Source organism: Winogradskyella sp. R77965 (assembly GCF_044594915.1).
Classification (GTDB): Bacteria; Bacteroidota; Bacteroidia; order Flavobacteriales; family Flavobacteriaceae; genus Winogradskyella.
In genome coordinates, this window is sequence record NZ_CP138990.1 from 286,897 (window position 1) to 311,049 (window position 24,153).

Sequence of the window (24,153 nt, forward strand, 5' to 3'; positions counted from 1 at the left end):
CATGGGAGACTTAGCCAAAGATATCAATTCAACATTTCCAAACAATAGAGTTAAAGCCTTACTTAATATTATTTATACTGCTAATTGGATAACGAGCTGTCAGAATGATTTTTTTAAGGATTTTGGGATTAGCCCTCAACAATATAATATTTTGAGAATATTACGTGGTGCAGACGAACCGTTAAAAGTGCAAACGATTAAAGATAGAATGTTAGAACGTTCTCCTAATGCCACACGATTAATGGATAAACTTTGTGCAAAAAACTATATAGAACGACTTCCTTCAGAACACGATAGACGTGTTGTGAAGATTGTTATTACACAAGAAGGTAAAGACTTATTAGCATCAATACCTAGAAATTTAAATAGAGAATTATTAAAAAACTTAAATGAAGAAGAAGCAGAACAATTAAGTAATCTGCTCGATAAAATGCGTTGAAAAACAAAAAGTTTGTCATGCTGAACTTGTTTCAGTATCTCAATTATTACTAAGGCGTGTTTTTTTAATCAAATAGTTTCCATGGAAACTATTATAATGAAGGAAAATAAAATGAAAACAAATTCAATAAAAAGAGTAGGGCGAAGTGATTTCGTTAATATGGGACCAATACGTTTGCGTCAACCATTGCCAACACAAGATATAGATATGATTGATCCATTTATACTATTGCATCACTACGGACCTTATAAAGTAAACGAAAAGAGTAATCCATTTGATTTAGGACCACATCCACATCGTGGCTTTGAACCGATAACATTTTTAGTACAAGGTGAACAATTGCATCGCGATTCGTTAGGTAATGAAAGTATTGTGAAAGCTGGTGATGTGCAATGGACCACAGCTGGACGTGGAATTATTCATGCAGAAGGACCAACAAAAGAGTTTCTTAAAAAAGGCGGAACAATAGAAGGAATTCAGTTATGGTTAAATCTACCTGCTGAAAAGAAGATGATGCAGGCCAATTATCAGCATGCCAAATACGAAGATTTTAGAATTGTAACTTCAGAAGATGGAAAAGTGAAAACTCGCGTCATCGCTGGAGAATTCAATCAGACTTACGGAAGAATTGCAACACAAACTGCTGTTAATGCTTTTATGATTGACGCAAAAGCTCAAGGAACTGAAAAGATTACTTTTTCTAATGAACAACAAGGTATGTTGTATTTATTGAAAGGTAAAGTTAAGGTCAATGGAGTCACAACCTTGGAGTTAGATAAAAATCAAATACTGCAGTTTCATCAAGATGGTGTAGGTTTTTTAGTAGAAGCTGAAGAAAATAGTTTATTACTTTTCTTATCTGGTGAGCCACTTAACGAACCTGTAGCAACTTACGGACCTTATGTAATGAATAATCAAACAGAAATCATGGAAGCTATGAGAGATTATCAAATGGGTAAGATGGGATTTCTTCCAGCAAATTAAAACATACTTAAAAGAAAAAATACTATGAAAACAATAATTCACAGAGCAGACACAAGAGGTTATGCAGATCATGGATGGTTAAAATCTAACCATAGCTTTAGTTTTGCAAGTTATCAAAATGCCGAACGAATGAATTTTGGAATGTTACGTGTTCTAAATGATGATATTGTTCAACCTAAAATGGGATTTGGAACCCATCCGCACCAGAATATGGAAATCATTTCTATTCCACTAAAAGGAGCATTATCTCACAAGGATAGTATGGGGAATAAACGCGCCATTGAAGTTGGTGAAGTACAAGTAATGAGCGCAGGAACTGGTTTAACACATTCTGAATTTAATGATAGTAAAACAGATGAAGTTAATTTTCTTCAATTATGGGTTATACCAGAAGAAATGAGTGTTAAGCCAAATTATGAGCAACGTGACTTTCCTGTTGAAGGCAGAAAAAATCAGCTTCAAACTGTCGTTGCTCCAAAAGATAAATTAGAAGCGGATGCTTTGCCAATTAGTCAACAAGCCTATATCTACAGAATTAACCTAGATGCTAATAAGCTTATAGAGTTGAGTGTGAAGTCCAATAACAACGGATTCTATGTTTTCGTTGTCGATGGAAAAATAGAAGTTGATGGAAATTCATTATTTAAAAGAGATGCGATTGGTATATCTGATGCAAATCAAGTTTCAATTAAATCAAACGAAAATTCAGAATTGATTATCATCGAAGTTCCAATGGACTAGATTAGTTGTAATTGATTAATAGCGGAAAAGCATCCAATTATGGATGCTTTTTTTGGTTTATTTCACGATATTTGTATTTCAACTAACTAACAAAATTAAGATTTAAGATTATGGCAATGAATAAAAACACAGTGCTAGCGTGGGCAACCATACTAATGATAATAATGGGAGTAGTACTTATACTAATGGGCGCATATAGATATGATGATGTGGCTGGTTGGGGATTTGCAACCGTTGGGTTTGGTTTTTTTGCTATAGCTTGGGTGTTTAATGCTTTAAAAGGGCGTGTGTAATGAGTGACGATAAACAAATAATATTTTCAATGTCTGGTTTAACCAAGACATTTCAATCTGCAAATACTCCGGTTTTAAAAAATATACATTTAAGTTTCTTTTATGGGGCTAAAATTGGAATCCTTGGTCTAAATGGTTCTGGTAAATCTACTTTACTTAAGATTATTGCTGGAGTTGATAAGAACTATCAAGGTGATGTAATATTCAAACCTGGCTATACAGTTGGTTTCCTAGAGCAAGAACCACTACTAGATGATAATAAAACTGTAATGGAGGTTGTACGAGAAGGTGCTGCTGAAACGGTTGTAATTCTCGATGAATATAACAGTATAAATGACCAGTTTGGCTTAGAGGAAGTCTACAGCAATCCAGATAAGATGGAAAAGCTAATGAATCGTCAAGCAGAGCTTCAAGATCAAATTGATGCTGCAAATGCCTGGGAATTAGACACTAAACTAGAAATAGCTATGGATGCCTTACGCACACCAGATAGCGATAAAAAGATTGGTGTACTCTCGGGTGGTGAACGTCGTCGTGTAGCTTTATGTCGTTTATTATTGCAAGAACCTGATGTATTACTACTAGATGAGCCAACTAACCATTTAGATGCTGAGTCTGTACACTGGTTAGAGCATCATTTAGCACAGTATAAAGGCACAGTAATCGCTGTGACTCACGATAGATATTTCTTAGATAATGTTGCTGGTTGGATTTTAGAACTCGATAGAGGAGAGGGTATACCTTGGAAAGGAAATTACTCGTCGTGGTTAGATCAAAAATCTAAGCGTATGGCTCAAGAAAGTAAAACAGCATCAAAGCGTCAAAAAACATTAGAGCGCGAGCTAGAATGGGTGAGACAAGGTGCAAAGGGCCGTCAAACTAAGCAAAAAGCGCGTTTAAAGAACTATGACAAGTTAATGAGTCAAGATCAAAAGCAACTTGATGAAAAATTAGAAATCTATATACCAAACGGTCCAAGATTAGGAACCAATGTTATTGAAGCAATTGGCGTAGCTAAAGGTTATGATGACAAATTATTGTATGACGATTTAAATTTTAACCTTCCACAAGCAGGTATTGTAGGAGTTATTGGACCAAATGGTGCGGGTAAAACAACAATTTTCAGAATGATAATGGGAGAGGAAACTCCTGATAAAGGCGAATTTAAAGTCGGAGAAACTGCAAAAATTGCTTATGTAGATCAGAAGCACTCTAATATTGATCCAGAAAAATCAATTTGGCAAAACTTTAGCGATGAGCAAGAGCTTGTTATGATGGGAGGACGACAGGTAAATTCTAGAGCCTATTTAAGTCGTTTTAATTTTTCTGGAAGTGAACAAAATAAAAAAGTAAAACTATTGTCTGGTGGTGAACGGAACCGTTTACATTTAGCAATGACACTTAAAGAAGAAGGTAATGTATTACTTTTAGATGAGCCTACTAATGATTTAGATGTGAATACTTTAAGAGCTCTTGAAGAAGGTTTAGAGAACTTTGCTGGTTGTGCAGTTGTTATTAGTCACGATAGATGGTTTTTAGATAGAATATGTACACATATCTTGGCTTTTGAAGGTGATTCTCAAGTCTATTTCTTCGAAGGAAGTTTTAGTGATTATGAAGAGAATAAGAAAAAACGTTTAGGTGGTGACTTAATGCCAAAACGAATTAAGTATAAGAAGTTGGTTAGATAATCTAATCAGGACTTTATAAGACAAAAAGCCAGTTAATTACTGGCTTTTTGTATATCTATATGTTTTTAATATTAATTATCACCATAAAGATGTCCACTAGGAATTTCTTCAGTAGATTCTTCATAATCTTTAAAAGCATTGGTTTCCATTAGTTTTTTGTTCTCAGCTTTAAGTTTATACATCTTAACGATGGCTATGAGAATAAAAACTAAAAAAATAGATGCAACGGCTATTAATATCATAGTAAGTTGAGTAGTTGTCACTATTACAGCCTTTGAGAGTAGGGTTTTAAGCATATTCGTTAGGTTTAGATTTGGGTTCTAAGATGCTAATATAGAAAAAAAGCTTAAAGTTAAATGCTTAATTCTAAATTATTTACAAAATATATATAAACATTTTATCGATGAAGTGGTCAAATAACAAGACGAAAAGCATTGATTTCACTGCTATTTATAGAATTTTTAACTTGTTAACAACTAAAAAATTTAACATTTTATGAGCTTAATACCAATCAAGAAGGACTACATCAATAGAAGAATCACTTTCATTAACTAAATTCTTAAACTTTTCTACATCACTTAATCCTTCGGTTCCTCTATAGTGATAAGGATAAACATGTTTGGGTTTAAATTCTAAAACGGCACTAGCTGCGCTTTCTACAGTCATAGTCCAAGGTAAATTCATACAGACAAAAGCTTTATCAATATTCTTTAGACTTCTCATTTCTGGGATATCTTCTGTATCACCAGATATGTATATGCGTTCATTATTTAAAGTAAGCACATAGCCATTACCGCGTCCTTTCGTATGATATTGTAATGCTTCTTCTCTTAGATTATACATAGGTATGGCTTCAATAGTAATAGTATTGTGCTCATAAGAATCACTATTATTGAGAGTAACAATAGTTTTACTGGTTGTACTTGGTATTTTATCAGTAACTGCTTTTGGAGCTATTATAGTCACGTCATCCAAGTTTAATGCTTCGAGCGTGCTCTTACTCAAATGATCGCCATGAATGTCTGTTATCAATACTAAAGTTGGTGGTTTTTGTCCTTTAAAAGCTTCAGTACCACCTGTAGGGTCAATATAAATGACTTCATCTTCATTTTCTATCACTAAAGTTCCATGTGCAATGGGTATTATTTTTACAGAAAGTTCAGATACTATTTCTTCTTTAGAAACAGAAGCTGACTCGTTTGCTTTTTCATTTTTGCAAGCAAACACAATAGAAATAATAAGTAATAATAAGGTTTTAGATAGTTTCATGTCCTTGGTCTTTTTCTTTAAAGATATAGAAGAAGTATTTATTATTAAAATCCTGTAACATTTTAATTGCAAATACTACTTATAATTTAGCTGGTAAAGTTTTTATAGTCCTAAAAAAATACCGAAATTGCTTATCCGAAAATTGTTCAACCAAATAATACTATAAATATGTCTGATGATTTTGATTTATTAGAAACAAATTCCAACGAAAAAACCGAAAAAGTTGATGTAAACTGGGGAAAAGCCATTGACCAAATGAAGTCAAAACTGGCGCAAGAAGATGATCCGGAAAGTCGTCAGAAAATATTAAACGCAACGTTAGATAATGTTGTGGATATGGCAGAAAAGGATAGAACTACTTTGCTAGATGCGATTAAAGACCTAACAGATTATCAAGATGAGGTTGGTATTATGTTTGAAGGCTTTTCAGCATTAAATGCTGCAGAGCAAAAAATCATCGATGATGCGATTAAGCGTTTAGAACGTGCTAAAGTTGAACTCGAAGATGCTAAAAACAAGCCAGATACTTGGTGGAATAATCTTTGGGGAAGAAAAGGAAAAATCAGAAGATGCTGAGCAAGAATTGCAAGCTGCTCAAAAAGAGCGTGATGCTTCAGATAATAAAGCGAAAGCTATGTTTCAGCAACGTATTGAAACTGCAGACGTTCAGACCTTATTGAACGAATTATCGTTTAAAAGTCAGGCTGCAATCAAACGTTTAAAAGACAGAAGAACTTGAAATAAAAGAGGTTGAAGAAAGTTTAAAAACTGCAATAGTTGAAGCGAGTAACAACCATACTAAGGCACTTCAAAAGAAAAAAGAAGTAGAAGACAAGCTAGAAGAACAATATGCTTTACTAAAACAAGCACGTCAGGCCTTAGAGGAAGTTGCAGATAAACAATCTACCGAATATTCTGAAGCCTTAGAAAAAGTAACACAATTAGAGCAAAAAGTTGAAGAATTAGAAGGATTGAAAAATGCGTATACAACTTTGGCGGCTTCAAAGGATAGTTTTGTGCACAAACACAATTTAACAATTAAGGTATTAACCTCATTACGTAGTAATTTACAAACGCATCGTGCTAAGTTAAAGTCTGATACTGACGAACGTTTAAAGTATTACGATGGTTATATTGTAGCTTTAAAAGCAAGAACTGACCAAGAGTTTGCTGCCATTTTAGAACATTTGGGTGTTAAAACCGATGAGCATATAGGTGAAACCTTAGCTGCAATGCATACGGCAAGTGCTAAAGCGCGTCAGGAAATGATGGATAATATTCCTGTTCATGAGAAGGTAATGCAAGGTGTTTATGGTAGTTATGCTGAAGCTTTAGGTGAAATTAGAACCAAAGATGCGGAAATTCAGAAAAACTTTGCAGATCGCTATGGTATTGACATGAAAGAAATTTTTGATGAATACTATAAAGCAGATCCAAATGCACCATCTGATGGAGGCGAACCAGCAGGTGAGCCAAAACCAGAGGCTAATGATGATGATTTGTTAGGGTAATTGAGTTGTTAGTTGCTAGTTGATGGTTTTCTTTTTATACTATTAACTGACAACATCCAACCAACAACTATAAAAATGATTGTAACACCATTAGATTCAGCAACATTAGACTCTAAATAACAATATGTGTTCTATCATATTGGTTGTTACAGGTTTATTTCAAATTAATAGATTATTAAAGCACCTATTTTACTATAGGTGAACCTTTAAATGGAAAACTTTTTAAGAAAAATAAAACTAATCGATTCATTTTCAACAACGTTGAATGCTACTAAATCTGAATTTACTTCGGCCTTGCGTGGTCATGTTGATGAATCAGATATAGATGGTATGTTTTCTGGGGCTTTTGAAGCATTCACGTCTAGCGAAAATAAATTCAAAGGTTTAGTAAATCACAATGGATTTAAGATTAGAAAGCGAAGACGGTTTTTTGAAAGGAATTTTGGTAAGGCTGTAGCTACTGGCAATTTAAGAGAGCAAGGTGACACTTTAGTTATTAATACACAAATAAATGCTTTTAATAACCATTTGCTTTTTATGTTTGGAGCATTAATTGTCTTTTATATAGTTTTTTTTATTAGTGCTTTTGGTAGTATTTTCTCAGAAAGTTCTGGACTACCGACTTTTGTTCCAATCTTTGTGATTATTCATGCAGTATTTATGTTTGGTATTCCATATTTCATTATGCGAAGAGGGGTACGACACATGAAGCAAGATTTAGAACGAGAGTTCTATTTTGTAATCAATAAATCGAGTTCACTTAGATGATAGTTACACCATTAGATTCAGCAACACTAGACTCTAAAGAACAATATGTGTTCTATCATAGAATGATAGACTTTACGCTAAAAGAACTCATTGTAGCCGTTCAAGAAAAGCAGTTACTTAATAAACAGGAAGTCTTACTATTTAAGCAATATTGTGATTTGCTGCTGTATTCTATTGAAGCCATGCGTGTAAAATACATGTATGATGATGAAGAGAATATGAAGGTGGATTTAACCGATTCTGGATTTCCAAATTATTTAGAATTTAGATACTTATTCAATGATTTAGAATTACGCGAAGACTATTTAGGAAGGCTAACTAATATAGATGTTCTTAAAGAAGAGTTTTTAGACACCTTGATGCGAAAAAAAGAATCCATTGCTAAACGTAAACTCTTTCAGGCAGCTTCAATAGTCTATTATACATCGGCTAAAAAAGAATATATTTTCAATCGTTTTGTTCAAGGTAAAATTATTGCATCTCCAGAAGGTGCTGTTGCTGAGCATTTGATAAGTTGGAGTTTTTATGACGTATCGCATAATAGACCATTTATTTGCTATATGTATTTTGATTATGACGGTAGAAACGTACAAGATTATAAAAGTGAAATCTATACGGTTTTAAAGAACACATCAGATAGAGAAATGGCATTAGATACTATGGCTTATGCCATTGATAAGCGTTTGCCAAAAGTATTACCAAAATTGATAAAACGTATTGATTTAGGACCAATACATAATGTATTTGCTAAAGATGAAAACGAAGTAACGCATGCTATTTTAGATGGTATTGCCAAAAAAACGATTCCTTTAGAGTCTTATGCGGTTTCATTTAAAATTGATGAATTAAGCTCTAAAAGCGAATTTAAAGAAGGAAGTTTTTTTAATAAACAAGTATTTCAAAAATGGGACAGCATATTTAGACAACGCTATGTATTTGCACCACATCGAATAATACAATTGCTATATAATAAAACACCAGAAGTTATGAATAAGTTGGCAATGCCACCAATACAAATTTCTGAATTAAAAACTAATAATAAGTAGCGTCATAAAAAGGAACGAATAGACGTGGCTATCTTTCTATTAGGAACAGATTGCTTCACTTTGTTCGCAATGACGTAAAAAAGATAATATGGAACACAACTCAACTTTTCCTATAAAACAAAATGAACTCGATATGCTTCGTGATGAGGCAACTTCTTATTTAAAATCTATTCAATGGGAGCAAAGTCAACGTGCTAAAAACAAAGATATTGACGGTAAAGATGAATCTATTTTGTTATACCTATCAAGAGCTAATAATGGAAGCAATGTCAATGTAACTTCGGTTTCTAAAACTATACTAGCTTTAAAAAAGCGCCTCTTGCCAGAGTCTGTTGCTCTTCCCATATATTTAAATCAGACGTTGTTTGCTGTTCAAGAGGGATTGACTTTAGGAATTTGGATTAAGGATTCTTATTACGACGCTTCAGGTTTATCTAGTTTAAGCGAAAATAAATCTGCTTTAGATAGCTCAGGCAAGCGTGAGTATGAAAGTAAAATGCACACAGCAACCGCATTCATGTTATTTGCGTCAGCTTATAAAATCTTACACGATTTAAAACCACATGCATCAGATGATCTATCTGTGATGAAACAGAAGTTTGCAGGTATTCCTGAGGTTTCACTTTTTTCACCATTAAAAGGTATATCGTGTCAACTATTTTATTACGATAAATATTTAGGGCATCCTGAGATTATAAAATCAGACAAGGATGTGATTGACTTCACAGTGGTTTATTTTGAAGCATTAATAGACGAAATTCAATTACGCAAAAGCAACTTAGAATACACAGAATCGATTACTGATAGAACTTATAAACTCGAAAAATCGGATTTTGCAGTTTCGGGTTGGGAAAATGTGTTCTCCGGTACAGCAGTAAGTGTTGAGTTTAATAAAATTCAATTTGAACAAATTGTAGGTAATAAAGATGCAAAACACTTTGCAAGACGATTAACCGAACGTATACTAAGCTACGATTTTGAAGCTAAGAAAAATCCATTTCAAGAACTTGGAGGTTTTATGCCAGTTTTTATGGGTTACGGAATTCCTGGAACGGGAAAAAGTATGTTGATTGCTGCTATTGCCACCAGATTAAAAGCGCATAGTGAAAACTTAGATATTCCCTTTTTGTTTCATCCAATGCCAGATACTTTAATTAGCACATTTCAAGGTGGTTCTGCTGAAAAAATGGTAGAGTGGATGAAACCTTTGCAAGATCCAACACGGCTGATTTTTGCACCAATTGATGATGCTGAGAATAATTTACAAGAGCGAACCGCTCAAGGTGTTTCTGCTGGTGTTAAGGAAGTTATTGGTGTGTTTTTAAGATATACTGAAGGTGCTTATGCCGTTAATTACGGAAATAGTTCCATAGGTTTATTTACAAACCTACCAGAAATGCTAGACAAAGCTGTAATCTCTCGTGTACAAGGTCGATTTAAAATTGATGGAGCAAGAAACGAAAAGGATTTTGTAGATCAGGACTATCTGTGGTGGAGAAAACTTGAGGATACGATGCCAGATTTCATAAATATGAGTAATCCAAAGGATTATAAGTATTTAGATGCACAGCAAGTTGCTAAGAATCTAGGTGAAATTTTGGATAAAGTTGATAAACCAACCGAAGAGCGTGTTTTTGATACGTTCGATAAAGTTGAAAAGACCTATAAAGACAATGAGCATATGTTCTATGCACATTTATATACAGAGATTCAGAAGATATTTCCATTCTTTTCATCTCGTGATGTGCGTAATATTCAAAAAGCAGTATCGTTGCGTTTAACGGATTTTGATTTAGAAACTGATTGGTTTGAAAATCCTGAAACTTATTTCAAGCAAGATTACGATACTAAATTCGGAATGTTGCAAGAATTAATGCGAGCAAACATGAAAGGGCTCGACTTTAGTGATATTAGACGACAAGAAGTTGTTAGGTATTTAGATAATGTTGCTACGATTGCAGATACAGACTTTAAACGTAAGGTTGATGCTAGAATTAGTCAATTAAATATTGAAACTGAAGCTCGCGAGCAATTTGGTAAGCTTGATTAGTAAATGCAAAATCTGAAAAACATAAAAAAAACAACGCTCTCAAAAGAATGGGCAACTCTGACGAGAATTGATTACGATTATCAATTCAAGAATAATGAATGGAAAAGTTTATCCAGAGAATGTTATAACCGTGGAGATGGTGCTGCAATATTGTTATATAATATTGAAAACCAAACGGTGATTTTAACCCAGCAATTTAGAATGCCGATTTACGATAACAATAGTGAAGAAGCTATGTCTATTGAAGTTTGTGCAGGCGCAATTGAGAATAATGATACTGCTTTAGACACTATAATTAGAGAGACAAAAGAAGAAGTTGGCTATAAAATAGAAGAAGCCAAGCAAGTTTTAACGGCTTACACGTCACCAGGTGCACTAACAGAAAAGATGTTTTTGTTTGTCGCAGAATATAACGATGCTATGAAAGTTAATGAAGGTGGAGGATTAGATAGTGAAGACGAAGAAATTAAGGTTTTAGAACTTTCATTCTCTAAAGCTATAGAGATGATTAATTCGGGAGAAATAGTGGATGCAAAAACTATTATGCTTATACAATACGCATATGTTAATAATCTATTATACAAAGAGACTAAAGAAGCTAATTTTAGTGCTTGCCTAGTATATGGAATCGTTTTTGTAATATTCGCGTTATTTGTTTATGGCATTGTATATGTACTTTTTATCAATTAAATAATGGATAAACTAAAAGAAGCTAATCTATATAGAAGTGAACTCATTCCGGTAAGTGGAAAGTTAGTTGAGCGTTATAATAAATGCCTTAAAACGCTTGGTTTTACTGAGACAAAGCTTAAGTCGTTCTATATTGATGGAGTAGGTTGGAGTCCAGAGGTTGCAGAGGAGAAAAAGAATGTACAATATCTTAATCATGGAGATGCTAATCCGCACGGCATTATAATCTCACCATTGCAAAAAGGAAAACCTGTGTATTTGCCGTTTCATTCGTTTGATAGAGAAATGATGCAACATGTTTTTAGAACCCATGGACAAAAGATTAATGATATCACTAGAGATTCGGCGATTTGCATTGATTTTGATCAAGATATTGATGTGTTTTATGAACCCTTAGATATTTTAAAGTACGATGATGTTAGCATCACTTTCCGATTAATTGATAATTTAGAGCAAATTCAAAAAGATCAATTAGAACTTGTTCAAAAATTTAAATCTGGTAATAATTTTATAGATGAAAGCATACATCAGCAACTATTAGACTCTGCAAATTCTCATGGAGATTTAAGAGATAGAGATTTAAGATTGCATCCATTGCATTTTTCAACAGATTCGTTCTATTCGAGAGCATTTGATGGTGTGTATTTGCTTAGAGATTTTATAAAACCGATTGTTGTTTTTGAGAGTATAGAACAATACAAGGAAGCTATTAAAGATACGGTTCATGATGTGTTGATTTACCACATTAATCAGCCAGAATTAGTAGACAAATTAAAGGATTATATCATTATTGAGTGTGATTTGGGGCAGATGGTAAGAACACCAAATTATGATAGAATTAAAAAGTACGAATTAGCACAATTTTTAAAAGACCCAGAACATCCAATTAAGGATATATTGGATGATAAAGTTTTATTTAAAAGTTACTTAAATAAAATTGATATCAAAGCTCGTAAGCAGGTGATGGGTGTAGAATTATATCTCGAAAAACTTGAGCGTAGCAATGCACATAAAATTGAAGATATAGTAGATCAATCCTTTTATTTTGCTTTACATCAACCACATTCGTCATTATCAGCTGAGCATCGTGATTTAATTCACAAGCTATTAATTAACATAGCACCAAAGGATGTGTTATTCTTGTATTGGTACGATAAAGAGCAGTTTTATAAGAGTTACGAGACTTGGGAGGATTCCTTTAGAGATTGGGTAATAGATCGTATTAGTAACAATATCTAAGAAAATTAGACTAATTTTATAAGAACGTTAAACAAAGAACATCATGGGACTAGAACTCGTCATATTTATAGCAGCTATTTTATTTGGGATATTTCTTTATTGGGCAGAATCTAGAAGCAATGCAGTTTACCGCTTTTTTAATAAGGTTCTAAATAGCAAGGAACTACAAATGTCACCTGATAATCCTAAAGGATTTGTTTATAAGCAAACGATTTTACCAAGGCTAATTTTTGTTGTTTCAATGTTATTAATTGCTGCTTTAATTTTAGAATTTTTGACACCAATTTCTATTTTCGGAAGTTATGTTGGAGTTTCTGCATTCTCTTCTTTTGCCGTAGGTACATTATTAGGCACTTATTTGGCCAGCGTTGTTATAAAAACAACAGAAATTGTAGAAGAGAAAAGCGATTCCATTGGTGATTTGGTAGATGATGCAGTTGAAAAGGGAAAAGATCTCATAGAGGATTTAAAAACAAAAGAGCCTAAAATAGTCGAGGAAGCAAAACAAGAAATCAAAACTGAACCTGAGGTTGATAAGCCAAGTGCACGCGATCGCTTAAAAGATAAGGGGCTTATGTAATACGTGATTACTAGGAATAAAATGACGAAGTAATCTTTCAATTGAAACGCTAACTATTAATCAAAAGATTGCAACGGCTGATGAAAAATCAGCTTCGCAATAACAATTATATGTCATGATAAAATCATACTGGAATAAAGGAAAAAGACAAAAAATAGTAACCATTGTTGTTGCGCTTCTACTACTTATACTGTTGTTCTTTTTTAGGGACGATTATCAACCTGTACTACTATTTATTAGAAAGTATCTTTTCGTTATTATAGTGAGTTTATTGGTTTTGATCTTAGGCTTAAGAAAGTTTAGAAAAACAGAGAGTACAGGTGGTAGATTAGGCATACTAGGCTTGTTAATTTTGTTTTTTGGGGTATTATATGTTTTCGGCTGGCATTATAAAATGTACGATTATATGAAAACCTATAACGTTTTTAATGATCTCAATAGGGTAGAGATTAACGAATTACCATTAACCCAAAACGAACGGATTCAGCCATTAAGAAATATTTTTTCCATGGCGAATGAGAGTGTTGGTGAAACCAAAGATGTCTCTCTGCCTCATTTAGTAAGAATCGGTACTGAGAACAAATGGACAATGGCCATTCAGCCGAGTGAGAAGTACGTAATGCAGCAAATGACCGATAACACAGAAGAAGTTTTTGCTGTAAGTAGTACAACACCATTTCCTAGGTTTTCTAACGAAAACCGAATCGATGTTACATTTTCCATAGGAGAATCCTTAAAGTTTAGCAGAAACACATACAATGCTGTTGTTCAGCGTTTTAATCCTTGGATGTTATTTAATTATGAGCCTAGTGATACGTTTTACATGAAGAATGACAACGGCGACTGGGTTCAAGTCGTGAGTTTAATTAGATGGAGAGGTTTTTTCTTTCCGTACCCAACATTTGGAGGGGTTATGATTATTGAAAAAGGAGAACATGATACTAAAGATTATTTTGAACGAATTTTAATTGGTAAAGGAACATTTGTGAGTCCAGAAAACATTAAAAATTATCCGTTTTTAACAAAGCAAAATACACTATCAGAAAAAGTATCTCAGCTACAAGCAGAATCTTTAAAATTCTTAGGAGGATTTAGTGATCCGTTGCCTTGGAATATGGAAACCGCGGTAAAAATTCCACTAATGCCAAAAGACCAGAATCAGCAACCTTATGTTACAGACTTTGATTTTGCAGGTTCAAATTCCGACGCTTACAGCGGGTTATACCATTGGTTTGGATTAGAACCCGTAGGAGATGAGCGTACCAGTTTAAGTTACAGTGTATTTATTCCGGCTGATGGTAGTGATAAGATGTATTATTACGATCATGCAACAAAAAAACAAGGCTACGCTGGTGTTTCAGCAATGCCATTAAAGGTAAAGGAATCTCGAAAGGAATATGACTGGAATGCTAGTACACCAGTAGAATTTAGACCATATATTAAGGATATTGCTGGCAGAAAACGTATGTTTTTCTTAGGAACTATATCTTCTATTAGTGATACAGATGCGCAACAATTTGATGGTTCCGCTACACCAGACTTAGTATTAATTGATAGTGAATATAGAGATGTCATTTGGATAGATGTAAAACATCCTAGTACTTGGGATGAAGAAGTTTATAATCAACTCAATGAAGCTTGGAGATCAAGCGAAGGTATTGGGTATTATTTTAATGAAGAACCTAAAGACAAAGATATTATGGAACAAGCTTTAGATTCTTTAAAGATGATTCCGAAGGTTCAGGATAATTCTGAACAAATTGAAGCTTTGCAGCGTCAACTTGATTCTTTAAAGTCTGTCTCAGGATAATAGCTCCTTTTAAATAAAAGTTTGACTTGAAAGCCTTTGGATGTCAAATCTTTATTTATTATAGTTTATTTTTATAGTGATAAAGACATAGAAACATGAGTTCTAAATTTTACGATTTTAAATATTTAAAAGGAGACTTAACAGGTGGACTAGTTGCAGGTGTTGTGGCTTTACCTTTAGCTTTAGCATTTGGTGTGCAATCTGGTTTAGGAGCCATAGCAGGATTATATGGTGCTATTGCCGTTGGTATTTTTGCCGCAATTTTTGGAGGTACAGCTACGCAAGCTAGCGGACCAACAGGACCAATGACTGTAGTCTCGGCCGCTTTAGTTGCTGGTGCTATAGAGCTCGCAGGAAGTATAGAAGCCGCTATGCCTATTATAATTGTAACCTTTATTCTTGGTGGTATATTTCAAATTGTATTTGGGCTTATTAATATTGCAGGTTATGTAAAGTATTTTCCATATCCTGTTGTATCTGGATTTATGAGTGGAGTAGGTTTAATAATTATTATACTTCAATTATTCCCTTTTGTAGGATTAAGTTCTGCAAAGTCAACATGGTTGGTAATGCAAGATTTGCCGCGACTTTTTACTGACTTTAATTGGCAGGCTTTAGTATTAGGTGGTCTTACAGTTATAATTTATTATGTATTTCCATATTTAACTAAAGCTATTCCGAGTGCTTTAGTAGCTTTAGTTATAGCATCTTTAGCAGGCTATTTTTTACAATGGAATGTCCCTGTAATTGGTGAAATCCCTTCAGGATTACCTTCCTTACAAATCGATGGCTTGTTAACTATTGATGCAAGTGCATATACTTTGGTCGCTGAATATGCCCTTGTTCTAGCTGTTTTAGGTTCAATAGATTCGTTATTAACTTCTGTTATCGCAGATAATATGACGAAGACCAAGCATAATAGTAATAGAGAATTAATAGGACAAGGAATAGGAAATGCAATAGCTGGTATTTTTGGTGGTATACCTGGTGCAGGAGCCACTAAAGGCACGGTAATTAATATTAATTCAGGTGGAAGAACGCGAGTTTCTGGAGCTATACATGGTTTATTTTTATTAGCAGTATTGTTAGGCTTAGGAAAATTGGCAGCTCATATACCATTATGTGTTTTAGCAGGTTTGTTAATTCCTATTGCCTTAAAAATCATAGATGTTAAAGGATTAAAACACTTATTAGTGGTGCCAAGAGCTGATGCTATTGTATTAATTATAGTATTATTAATAACTACATTTGGAAGTCTAATACAAGCTGTAGGTATTGGCTTATTATTAGCATCTTTATTATTTATGAAGCGTGCGGGAGATATTGGAGAAAAAGGAATGGAAGTCGGCACTATTGCAGGTTTTGATGGAGAAAAACCTTGGCAAGACGAAATTGAGTTTTATAATGAATACAAAGATAAAGTCTATATTAAACATCTTTACGGTCCTTTATTTTTTGGGTTTACGTCTCATTTTCAAGATGAGGTAAAAAATATACCCGAACAAATTAAAGCATTAATTATAAGAATGGATCGCGTACCTTATATAGATCAGTCCGGACTCTATGCCTTAGAGAATGCTGTGCTAGATTTAGAACAAAGGGGTGTTGAAGTATTTCTAACGGCTGTCCAAGAGCAACCTAAGGATAAATTAATCTCTATAGATATTGTACCCGATTTAATCTCAGAAGAGCATATTTTTAAGAATATTAAAGAAGCTTTTAATTATTTAAAAAGCACTTTAAAATTATAATTCTAGCAACATCTTAATATCAGAACGTACATAAGGACTATCATTTTCAAGTTCTAATTCCTTAAAACCATATTTCCTATATAAATAAATGGCATTTTCTAGTTTAGTATTAGAGTAGAGTAGTAGTGCTTTTAAATTTTGCGCTTTTCCAAAATCAATGCAATGTTGAAGTAACTGTTGTCCAATTTTTTGTCCACGTTCTTCTGGTAACACCGCCATTTTGGTCAATTCTAAGATTCCAGATTTTTTTTCAGTTGGCATAAGAGCAACAGTACCAACAATTTTATTGGTCTTCATGGCGAAGAAAATAAAACCACCTTTATCAATAATATATTTATCCGGCTTACTTAAAACCTCTTCATCAAAGGGTTCAACATAGAAGTATGTTTTTAGCCATTCAATGTTTAAATCGTAAAAGCTTTGTGCATACTTACTATCAAAATTAATAATCCTAATTGCCATGTGCTCTTATAAAATCAGTGATTAAATAGGTGATAAGTTTACCAACTACTGTGGTCGTCTTTTTAGTTGGTGCAGCTTCACAAATATGTAGATAAGTGGCATTTTTATGTTTTCCGAAATAATGCACAAACCGTCTGGCTTGTTTTACACTAAAACCACTTGGCGTCATAGCGCTACTCGGCATATTTTCAATAGCATCACAATCTATTTCAATACCGAAATTTTTACTAGAAATATGATTTAGAGCTGTTTCCATTTCAGAGTTAAAATCTAATTCGTTACGCACTTCAATGGCTTCGTAAGTATTGTATTTAATAGGTTTTAATTTTTTTATGGTTTTTAGCAACGTATTGGACGTATAATTTTCATGTAAACCAAAAATGAAATAATTTTTAAGAAATCCTTCTGCAAATGCATAGCTAAAGCCATTACCACTGTGTCTACCTTCTTCCGCTCTAAAATCAGTATGTGCATCGAAATTTATCGCATTGACTATATCATTTTTTGCTAACGCAGTCCCTTTTATATTGCCATAAGCATTATTATGACCGCCTCCAATGATTATAGGAATTTTGCCAGCCCTGATAATAGATGAAACTATGTGCGTCACATCTTTATCTATTTCTTCGACAAAGTCTCTGGCTTTTGTAATGTGTTTTTTTTTAGAAACGTCTTGGGTAATTATTGATTTTCTAACATCTGAATACTCCAAATGACCTAATATTAAAATGCGTTTTGCAGTTGTAAAGTTATTATTTTGGATGTTTAACAAAAATTTAAGCCCAGCATCCCAAGCTTTGTAAGTTCCTGTTTTTCCATAGTTTGCATAAACTCCAATATCCTCTTTAATACCAAAAATAACATACTGAACATCTAAATTAACAATTGCATCGTATATGTTAGTGAGTTTAGGTATTAACTGAATTTGTTCTCCAAATTTTGATTCACCTTTTCGTTTCTTTAAAAGATGTTGTTTTTCTTTTTCAGTAAATAAAATGAGGTTTTGCATTTGGATATTAAATTTAAAATAAAAATACAGTTTTATTTAATGATTTTAAACTCAAATTAATTTTTAAAAAACGAATTAACAATAACATTAAAACAAACAATTTATGGAAGGCTCACAAAAAACAAGTACAGGTCTAAAAGTTGGATTAGGAATATTATTAGTTTTATTCTTAATAACTGCGTTTTACACATCTAAGCTTTACACAGAAAAGCAAGAGACAGAAAAGACATTGACTAGCGAGAAGCAACAAGTAATGAACGATCTTAACAATATGGCTAAAGAGTACGATGCTGCTATTGCAGATGGTGAAGTTAAAAACCAAGATTTAATTGCAGCTAGAGAGCGTATTCAAGGCTTAATGGATTCATTAAAAATATCTCAAAATAGCGTAGGTAGCTTATGGAGATACAAAAAGAAATTCTTAGCTTTAGAAGAAGAAATGGACATATTAATGGAAGAGAATGACCGTCTTAAAGGTGAAAATCAATACTTAGCGTCTTCTTTAGATAGCACACAAGTACAGTTAGCAGAGCGTACAATGTTTACAGATTCTCTTTTAGTACAAAATACAGAGTTAGCTACTGTTGTTAAAGATGCGGCTGCTTTACAAACTGTTGGATTAGTAGGAATGGGAGTTCTTGAGAGAAGTAGTGGTAAGCAAGTACCAATGGAGAGAGCAAGACGAAGTGATAAGATTAAAGTTTGTTTTACTGTAGCAAAGAATACATTGACAGAAGCAGGTGATAAAGAATTATATGTACAAGTAATTGATCCTAAAAACAATGTATTAGGTTCTAATGACCAATTACAATTTGATGATCAAGTATTAAACTACAGTTTAATTAGTCGTTTTAATTACGAAAACAGAAACTTAAATATTTGTGAATACGTTTCAAAATCAAAAGATGCCAAATTTGAAGCTGGACGTTACAAGATCAACGTATTTAATGATAAAACATTAATATCTTCTTCAGAGTTTACTCTGAAATAAGAATTGATTATTTGATTGATTGATAGCAAAAATCCAGAAGTGAAAACTTCTGGATTTTTTTTGACTTAATGTATCTCCTTGCAATAAGAATTCAGGTTAATTCCGGCACTTTGGGATATTTTGTGCTGATAATTCACCCCCTTTATGGACGGCTCAAAATCTCCAATTCGGCTTAAAATCTAATTCGTTTATTGGTCTTTAAAACGGGTACCGTTTTCAAACATTTATGGTATGGAAAAATAAATTCATAAAAAGAGGCTGCTTTTTTAGGCAGCCTCTTTATTTTTTTTGCTAATGATAATTTAAATAACGTTTACGTTTAGATTTTAATAAAAGTCTCCGTACTGTGCATTTCGTTATCTAAGAAAACCTGTAAATGGTACATACCGACTGGCAAGGCATTTATTGGTAACTTAACTGTTTCAACACCTTTGTTAACTTGTTGAGTTTGTTCTGGAACGATACCGTAGCTGTTTAGCAATATTAATTTAACAGTGCTAGCTGTATTTACTTCAAAATGCCCGAACCTTTTTGATATCAATCATTCGCACTATTTTTTCTATACGTTGTTAGCATTAGTTTTACCATCGGATGTAATATTTCTTGCCTAAAATCTTCATCATAATCACAATTTGCTAATAATACTAATCCAATTCTTTTTTCTGGAATCATAATTAAATAACTTCTGTATCCTTTATCTCCTCCATAATGTCCAACAGTTTTTTCTTTGTTCAGAGTGCTTAACTGAAAACCTAAACCAATGTATGGATATTCATTGAAACTTGGTTCAAACATTTTTTCGAAACTCTTTTTAGGACTCAAACTGTTTGATGATTTTAAAAATGAAATCATCCACTTACTCAAATCATTAGCTGATGAATTTAGTGTGCTACTTGGTGCTTGCTCTCGTGTATAAGGGTAGATTTTTCGTTCGTATACCTTTTTAGAAATCATTCTTTTAGAATGTGGCGATGTTTTTATTGAATCAGCTATTTTAAAATACCTGAAATCGCTATTTGACATTTGACTTGGGGTTAGAATGTTTTCTTGGACAAATTCGTCAAAATTAGTCTTCGATAGTTTTTCGATTACATAACCCAAAATGTTATATCCTAAATTACTATAGTTGTATTCTGTATGTGGTTGAGATATTAATTTTAAGTTAAGACCTAAAACATATTCTTTCAAACTATTGTCAGATTGATTATTATTTTTCCAATTATAGCTACTCACGTCAGTTAATCCAGAAGTATGATTAAGCAGAGATTTTATAGTTATATTTTTTATTCTTTCGTCCTTATATTTTAATTCAGGAATAATTTCTGTCAATTTGTTTTCGAGACCAATCTTGTTTTCGTCAACGAGTATCATTATTGCTTGAGCCGTAAATAATTTACTAATAGACGCTGTATGAAAATTTGTGTTTGCGCTAACTACCTTTTTTGTATTAATATTCTTTATTCCATAACCTTTTGAATATACTATAGAATCGCTTTTGACAATACCAATTGAAAGTCCTGGAATATTGTAAGTGTTCATTTTTTTTACAATAATAGAATCTACTTTTCTATCAAATGAATTAAGTGAATTGTCAACTTCAATTTTCTGTTCAAAAGATTGACCAGAGCACGACTGAATGGTTAAAAAAACCAAGATTTTAAAAATTGACAGGTGTTTTTTCATAAATTAATGCTAGCGGTCTAGTGCATGATTTCGTTGCGTGTTTAGCCACTAAATTTAGCAAATAAAACACAGATAGAATATCTGCGAGGACATTCGTTAGTAATCTTGAACTAGCAATGAATTATACACGTTGTTACTTGATGACCTTTCCGCTCATTATGAATTCAATTGGCATATTTTTTCCAGCTAAATATTCTTCTATTGTTGGTGTTATTTTAAAATCTGGAATTACACCTCTACCAAATTCACCATCTTGAACATTCATCTCAAACTTGAGTGTAGGGATTTCGATTGATAATTTTGAATTTGGTAATATCAATTCGCTACTATAACCACTAGTGTTACCATAATATCCTCCACCAGTTTCTTCGCCTACAAAGATTGCTCTTTTGTTTGTTCTTATCATATTAGAAAATTCACTTCCTCCTGAATAAGTTAGTGGACTTATGACAACGAAGAGGTTACCATTGTACTTATATTTTGGTTCTTTTTTGTAAGCCATAAGTCCAAATCCTACATTTGACTTTCTACAGTAGCTTCCATCTTCCATTTTGTCATTCCAGAATAATTTCTCAAAAAAACCAAATGTTTTTAATTTTATTGGCTTATCAATTCCATTATCTAAAATTGAAACTTGACTTTTTGCACAAACCGAATTATATTTCTTGTAATTATCTTCAAGATAGGAAAATAGTAAATTTTCGTTCCCTTCGCTTCCACCACCGTTTTTGCTTACATCCACAATAAGATTCTTTATCCCTAATTTTTGTATATTCTTAAAGCTATTTTCTAAAAATAATTTATAATTTTTGTTCTTTTCGTTTTCTTTAAAATCATCATTCCCGAAAGTATGAATCCCCAAGTAAGCAATCGTATCGTTAAGTATTTTATATTCTAAATATTCGTTTATAGAATTATTTGCCTTATTTACAACAAGATTTTTTTGAATCTTAGGAATAGACTCAGGACTTAGTTTAACTTTTTCCAAGGAACCATCACTATTTTTAATTTTTAGTATATACTCATCAGTAAAACCGTATTTTAAGAAATGATTTTTAGAAAATCTAAAACCGTTTAAATCTGAAAATTTAACTTTTTTAATATAGCCATCCGAAGCAAAGAGCTTACCAAATTCGTTAACCAAAGTCATCACACTTTTATCATTAATGGCAACAATTTCACAACCTAAAAGGCGTTTAGGAAATAATTTACTTTCGTTTGAGACATACATTTTTTCATCAAGAAAGACAACAAGTAAAGGTAAGTATCTCGCTTTTGCTTTTAAAAACTCCTTAGTGTCTTCACTAAATCTCATATCTGTATGATCTTCTCTAGATAGACTAACCAATGGTGCTACTAAATTGAAGAATTCAATTTCATTTAGGTCTTTGGTAATGCTCTTTTGAGCTCTTGAAAATGCGTTATCAATACTATCTTTAGATGTGTACCAATACATTCCTGTATGATGCTTATCAAGCCCTTGATAAATTAATTCTATATCTCTTAAAAGCAGGTCCTTATCAATTTTCTTTAATGAACCAAAGTTTTGGGCAATAGCTGTAGAAATAAAAAAGAATAATGCCGAAACAAATAGTATTTTCTTCATAATGTTATTTTCTACAAATAAAAAAAGATAAAAATCCTTCGTCTGGTATTATATTGACTTTTTACTTTATGAAATTTTGCTGGTAGATTTTTGGTCTAATTCCAATGAATTTTTTAAAAGATTTTGAAAAGTGAGATATATCTGTGAAATTATACTCATAGGCTTTATCTGTGATTGAGCATTTAGTAGTCATCGTTTCTTTACAATGAAAGACTTTTTTCATTAAGGTGTAATGAACTGGTGAGATACCTGTAGTTTGCTTGAATTTTCTGGCAAAGCTATACTTATTCAAATTTGCGATAGTAGCCATTCTTTCTAGAGTAATTGGTTCTTTGATATTTTGGTCTATGAACATATCAATAGATTCCCAAGACTTTAATGGTTTTTGTGTTTTACTTTCAGAACTTAATTCTCCAAAATTGGACAAAAGTGTTATAAACTTATGAAGCAGTAATTTTTGATTTTTCGCATCACAGTCTAATAATTTTTCAAATAAGATATTCAATTGCTCATTTTTGACAACTCTTTTTTCAAAATATACTGTATTTCGAAATGGAAGTATAGACCTTACCGTTTCCTCTGAAATATATAAAGTGTGGAACGATAATAAGTTATTCAATGAAAATAAAGGGTTTGAGTGCAATTCGTATGGATGAGTTATCGTAATATCATTAACGTTTCCTATATACTGTTCATCGCCAATATTTAAAAGTTCTACACCGTATTTTATAATCGAAATACAATATTCTTTGTGATAGTGTAAAGGAAAAGCCTGTTTTTGATTTATAAATGATAATATTTTCACAATGTTTTTTGGTTTGCAGGTCACGTGTTTGTGTATGATTTAGTTGCGTGTTTAAGCACTAAAATTAGCAAATAAATCACAGATAGAAAGTCCGAGAGGACTTTCGTAAATAGGCTATAACTAGTAATGAATTATACACGGTGTTGTAAGCAGTTTTTATTTCCGAACTAATTTCAGCGTTTTATATTTTGTATTAATTCCGTACTCTTTTTTTGCATCATCTCTGTTCATTTCTATAACTTCATAATCTTTTAAATACGGATTGGTTAAAATCCTTTCAATATTCGATTTTCTAATTTTTTTCTTTTTTCCATCCAAAACTATATAAAACTGTTCAAATGAGTTTTCCGTTTTAGATTTTAAATATTTGTCTTCGTAAAAAACTTCTCCCGTTTTTATGATTATCAAACTATCCCTTTCTATTTTCAATTCTGAACCATACAAGTCTGTTGCCAGACTAAATAATCCTTCCTGTTTTGTGTTCGCAATTCCAGATATTTTTATAATTCCATTCTTATTTTTATAATTCAGAGTGTTTGAGTTTCCGAAACAACCAATTAATTCAGTATGTCTTAAAATAGAATCATTTTCAACAATTATAATTCTTTTAGAACTTGCTCGATAAGTCGGTTTTTTTAACGCACACGAAGAGAGAAAAAGAAGTAGAGAAATTATTAAAATTGGTTTTAAGTAGTTATTCATAATTCAGTTCGATTTAATTCAATCGAAAGTAAT

26 protein-coding genes are annotated in these 24,153 nt (G+C 32.5%); 17 read left to right on the top strand and 9 right to left on the bottom strand.

What is annotated here, in order from left to right:
• Position 1 precedes the first annotated feature (1 nt).
• The 5 genes from SJY34_RS01365 to ettA all read left to right on the top strand — a co-directional run bounded on the left by SJY34_RS01365 (position 2) and on the right by ettA (position 4,148).
• Entirely contained in the window at positions 2-439 is a 438-nt protein-coding gene (locus SJY34_RS01365; RefSeq protein ID WP_400078208.1) for a MarR family winged helix-turn-helix transcriptional regulator, read from the top strand.
• Between the two features lie 81 nt (positions 440-520).
• The gene (locus SJY34_RS01370; protein ID WP_400078210.1) at positions 521-1,423 is read left to right on the top strand and encodes a pirin family protein; all 903 of its coding nucleotides are present in this window, start codon (positions 521-523) and stop codon (positions 1,421-1,423) included.
• Positions 1,424-1,447: 24 nt separating this feature from the next.
• Positions 1,448-2,164, top strand: a complete 717-nt coding sequence (locus SJY34_RS01375) for a pirin family protein (protein ID WP_400078212.1) — start codon at positions 1,448-1,450, stop codon at positions 2,162-2,164.
• A gap of 110 nt (positions 2,165-2,274) precedes the next feature.
• Positions 2,275-2,457 (top strand): CAL67264 family membrane protein, encoded by a 183-nt coding sequence (locus tag SJY34_RS01380; RefSeq protein ID WP_296321547.1) that lies wholly within the window; start codon positions 2,275-2,277, stop codon positions 2,455-2,457.
• Complete coding sequence (gene ettA, locus SJY34_RS01385; protein ID WP_400078214.1) at positions 2,457-4,148, top strand: energy-dependent translational throttle protein EttA; 1,692 nt, start codon at positions 2,457-2,459, stop codon at positions 4,146-4,148. Before SJY34_RS01380 ends, ettA begins: the two co-directional genes overlap by 1 nt.
• 71 nt (positions 4,149-4,219) lie before the next feature.
• Here the strand turns inward: ettA and SJY34_RS01390 are convergent, their stop codons facing one another.
• Together SJY34_RS01390 and SJY34_RS01395 are read right to left on the bottom strand one after the other, a co-directional pair.
• Positions 4,220-4,444, bottom strand: a complete 225-nt coding sequence (locus tag SJY34_RS01390) for a hypothetical protein (protein ID WP_400078216.1) — start codon at positions 4,442-4,444, stop codon at positions 4,220-4,222.
• A gap of 205 nt (positions 4,445-4,649) precedes the next feature.
• Positions 4,650-5,417: an MBL fold metallo-hydrolase gene (locus SJY34_RS01395; RefSeq protein WP_400078218.1), complete on the bottom strand. Its 768-nt coding sequence runs from the start codon at positions 5,415-5,417 to the stop codon at positions 4,650-4,652.
• 168 nt (positions 5,418-5,585) lie between these two features.
• Here SJY34_RS01395 and SJY34_RS01400 point away from each other — a divergent pair, with 168 nt between their 5' ends.
• The 11 genes from SJY34_RS01400 to SJY34_RS01450 all read left to right on the top strand — a co-directional run bounded on the left by SJY34_RS01400 (position 5,586) and on the right by SJY34_RS01450 (position 16,862).
• Positions 5,586-5,993 carry a hypothetical protein gene (locus SJY34_RS01400; protein WP_400078220.1) on the top strand — a complete coding sequence of 136 codons (408 nt, stop codon included), beginning with the start codon at positions 5,586-5,588 and terminating at the stop codon, positions 5,991-5,993.
• Complete coding sequence (locus SJY34_RS01405) at positions 5,923-6,156, top strand: hypothetical protein (RefSeq protein WP_400078222.1); 234 nt, start codon at positions 5,923-5,925, stop codon at positions 6,154-6,156. The genes SJY34_RS01400 and SJY34_RS01405 overlap by 71 nt, the downstream gene beginning before the upstream one ends.
• A gap of 232 nt (positions 6,157-6,388) precedes the next feature.
• Complete coding sequence (locus SJY34_RS01410) at positions 6,389-6,928, top strand: hypothetical protein (protein ID WP_400078224.1); 540 nt, start codon at positions 6,389-6,391, stop codon at positions 6,926-6,928.
• Positions 6,929-7,138: 210 nt separating this feature from the next.
• Positions 7,139-7,696, top strand: coding sequence for a hypothetical protein (locus SJY34_RS01415; protein ID WP_400078226.1), 558 nt, complete (start codon positions 7,139-7,141; stop codon positions 7,694-7,696).
• Entirely contained in the window at positions 7,693-8,742 is a 1,050-nt protein-coding gene (locus SJY34_RS01420; protein WP_400078228.1) for a hypothetical protein, read from the top strand. The genes SJY34_RS01415 and SJY34_RS01420 overlap by 4 nt, the downstream gene beginning before the upstream one ends.
• Before the next feature lie 88 nt (positions 8,743-8,830).
• Positions 8,831-10,792 (top strand): AAA family ATPase, encoded by a 1,962-nt coding sequence (locus tag SJY34_RS01425; RefSeq protein ID WP_400078230.1) that lies wholly within the window; start codon positions 8,831-8,833, stop codon positions 10,790-10,792.
• Positions 10,793-10,795: 3 nt separating this feature from the next.
• Complete coding sequence (locus tag SJY34_RS01430) at positions 10,796-11,482, top strand: NUDIX domain-containing protein (protein ID WP_400078232.1); 687 nt, start codon at positions 10,796-10,798, stop codon at positions 11,480-11,482.
• Between the two features lie 3 nt (positions 11,483-11,485).
• On the top strand, positions 11,486-12,721 hold the full coding sequence (locus SJY34_RS01435) for a DUF6638 family protein (RefSeq protein ID WP_400078234.1): 1,236 nt from the start codon (positions 11,486-11,488) through the stop codon (positions 12,719-12,721).
• A gap of 43 nt (positions 12,722-12,764) precedes the next feature.
• Entirely contained in the window at positions 12,765-13,301 is a 537-nt protein-coding gene (locus SJY34_RS01440) for a hypothetical protein (protein WP_400078236.1), read from the top strand.
• Between the two features lie 115 nt (positions 13,302-13,416).
• Entirely contained in the window at positions 13,417-15,111 is a 1,695-nt protein-coding gene (locus SJY34_RS01445; protein WP_400078238.1) for a hypothetical protein, read from the top strand.
• A gap of 95 nt (positions 15,112-15,206) precedes the next feature.
• Positions 15,207-16,862, top strand: a complete 1,656-nt coding sequence (locus tag SJY34_RS01450) for a SulP family inorganic anion transporter (protein WP_400078240.1) — start codon at positions 15,207-15,209, stop codon at positions 16,860-16,862.
• On the opposite strand, the gene SJY34_RS01455 is transcribed toward SJY34_RS01450, so the two are convergent.
• Positions 16,857-17,324 carry a GNAT family N-acetyltransferase gene (locus SJY34_RS01455; protein ID WP_400078242.1) on the bottom strand — a complete coding sequence of 156 codons (468 nt, stop codon included), beginning with the start codon at positions 17,322-17,324 and terminating at the stop codon, positions 16,857-16,859. The two genes, SJY34_RS01450 and SJY34_RS01455, sit on opposite strands and share 6 nt — an antisense overlap.
• The gene (locus SJY34_RS01460) at positions 17,314-18,333 is read right to left on the bottom strand and encodes a formimidoylglutamase (protein WP_400078244.1); all 1,020 of its coding nucleotides are present in this window, start codon (positions 18,331-18,333) and stop codon (positions 17,314-17,316) included. The genes SJY34_RS01455 and SJY34_RS01460 overlap by 11 nt, the downstream gene beginning before the upstream one ends.
• A 103-nt stretch (positions 18,334-18,436) precedes the next feature.
• Between SJY34_RS01460 and SJY34_RS01465 the strand changes: the two genes are divergently transcribed.
• The gene (locus tag SJY34_RS01465; protein ID WP_400078246.1) at positions 18,437-19,324 is read left to right on the top strand and encodes a chromosome partitioning protein ParA; all 888 of its coding nucleotides are present in this window, start codon (positions 18,437-18,439) and stop codon (positions 19,322-19,324) included.
• Between the two features lie 319 nt (positions 19,325-19,643).
• On the opposite strand, the gene SJY34_RS01470 is transcribed toward SJY34_RS01465, so the two are convergent.
• The 5 genes from SJY34_RS01470 to SJY34_RS01490 all read right to left on the bottom strand — a co-directional run bounded on the left by SJY34_RS01470 (position 19,644) and on the right by SJY34_RS01490 (position 24,120).
• A complete protein-coding gene (locus SJY34_RS01470) occupies positions 19,644-19,865 on the bottom strand; it encodes a hypothetical protein (protein WP_400078248.1) in 222 nt (73 codons plus the stop codon).
• On the bottom strand, positions 19,862-21,007 hold the full coding sequence (locus SJY34_RS01475; protein WP_400078250.1) for a serine hydrolase domain-containing protein: 1,146 nt from the start codon (positions 21,005-21,007) through the stop codon (positions 19,862-19,864). Before SJY34_RS01475 ends, SJY34_RS01470 begins: the two co-directional genes overlap by 4 nt.
• Positions 21,008-21,140: 133 nt before the next feature.
• A complete protein-coding gene (locus SJY34_RS01480) occupies positions 21,141-22,613 on the bottom strand; it encodes a S41 family peptidase (protein WP_400078252.1) in 1,473 nt (490 codons plus the stop codon).
• A gap of 61 nt (positions 22,614-22,674) precedes the next feature.
• A complete protein-coding gene (locus SJY34_RS01485; protein WP_400078254.1) occupies positions 22,675-23,418 on the bottom strand; it encodes an AraC family transcriptional regulator in 744 nt (247 codons plus the stop codon).
• A 156-nt stretch (positions 23,419-23,574) separates the two neighbouring features.
• Positions 23,575-24,120, bottom strand: a complete 546-nt coding sequence (locus tag SJY34_RS01490; protein ID WP_400078256.1) for a hypothetical protein — start codon at positions 24,118-24,120, stop codon at positions 23,575-23,577.
• Positions 24,121-24,153 lie beyond the last annotated feature (33 nt).

Coding starts and splice junctions, on each gene's coding strand:
- SJY34_RS01365 (WP_400078208.1), top strand. CDS start 2: ATGGGAGACTTAGCCAAAGATATCAATTCAACATTTCCAAACAATAGA.
- SJY34_RS01370 (WP_400078210.1), top strand. CDS start 521: ATGGAAACTATTATAATGAAGGAAAATAAAATGAAAACAAATTCAATA.
- SJY34_RS01375 (WP_400078212.1), top strand. CDS start 1,448: ATGAAAACAATAATTCACAGAGCAGACACAAGAGGTTATGCAGATCAT.
- SJY34_RS01380 (WP_296321547.1), top strand. CDS start 2,275: ATGGCAATGAATAAAAACACAGTGCTAGCGTGGGCAACCATACTAATG.
- ettA (WP_400078214.1), top strand. CDS start 2,457: ATGAGTGACGATAAACAAATAATATTTTCAATGTCTGGTTTAACCAAG.
- SJY34_RS01390 (WP_400078216.1), bottom strand. CDS start 4,444: ATGCTTAAAACCCTACTCTCAAAGGCTGTAATAGTGACAACTACTCAA.
- SJY34_RS01395 (WP_400078218.1), bottom strand. CDS start 5,417: ATGAAACTATCTAAAACCTTATTATTACTTATTATTTCTATTGTGTTT.
- SJY34_RS01400 (WP_400078220.1), top strand. CDS start 5,586: ATGTCTGATGATTTTGATTTATTAGAAACAAATTCCAACGAAAAAACC.
- SJY34_RS01405 (WP_400078222.1), top strand. CDS start 5,923: ATGCTAAAAACAAGCCAGATACTTGGTGGAATAATCTTTGGGGAAGAA.
- SJY34_RS01415 (WP_400078226.1), top strand. CDS start 7,139: ATGGAAAACTTTTTAAGAAAAATAAAACTAATCGATTCATTTTCAACA.
- SJY34_RS01420 (WP_400078228.1), top strand. CDS start 7,693: ATGATAGTTACACCATTAGATTCAGCAACACTAGACTCTAAAGAACAA.
- SJY34_RS01425 (WP_400078230.1), top strand. CDS start 8,831: ATGGAACACAACTCAACTTTTCCTATAAAACAAAATGAACTCGATATG.
- SJY34_RS01430 (WP_400078232.1), top strand. CDS start 10,796: ATGCAAAATCTGAAAAACATAAAAAAAACAACGCTCTCAAAAGAATGG.
- SJY34_RS01435 (WP_400078234.1), top strand. CDS start 11,486: ATGGATAAACTAAAAGAAGCTAATCTATATAGAAGTGAACTCATTCCG.
- SJY34_RS01440 (WP_400078236.1), top strand. CDS start 12,765: ATGGGACTAGAACTCGTCATATTTATAGCAGCTATTTTATTTGGGATA.
- SJY34_RS01445 (WP_400078238.1), top strand. CDS start 13,417: ATGATAAAATCATACTGGAATAAAGGAAAAAGACAAAAAATAGTAACC.
- SJY34_RS01450 (WP_400078240.1), top strand. CDS start 15,207: ATGAGTTCTAAATTTTACGATTTTAAATATTTAAAAGGAGACTTAACA.
- SJY34_RS01455 (WP_400078242.1), bottom strand. CDS start 17,324: ATGGCAATTAGGATTATTAATTTTGATAGTAAGTATGCACAAAGCTTT.
- SJY34_RS01460 (WP_400078244.1), bottom strand. CDS start 18,333: ATGCAAAACCTCATTTTATTTACTGAAAAAGAAAAACAACATCTTTTA.
- SJY34_RS01465 (WP_400078246.1), top strand. CDS start 18,437: ATGGAAGGCTCACAAAAAACAAGTACAGGTCTAAAAGTTGGATTAGGA.
- SJY34_RS01475 (WP_400078250.1), bottom strand. CDS start 21,007: ATGAAAAAACACCTGTCAATTTTTAAAATCTTGGTTTTTTTAACCATT.
- SJY34_RS01480 (WP_400078252.1), bottom strand. CDS start 22,613: ATGAAGAAAATACTATTTGTTTCGGCATTATTCTTTTTTATTTCTACA.
- SJY34_RS01490 (WP_400078256.1), bottom strand. CDS start 24,120: ATGAATAACTACTTAAAACCAATTTTAATAATTTCTCTACTTCTTTTT.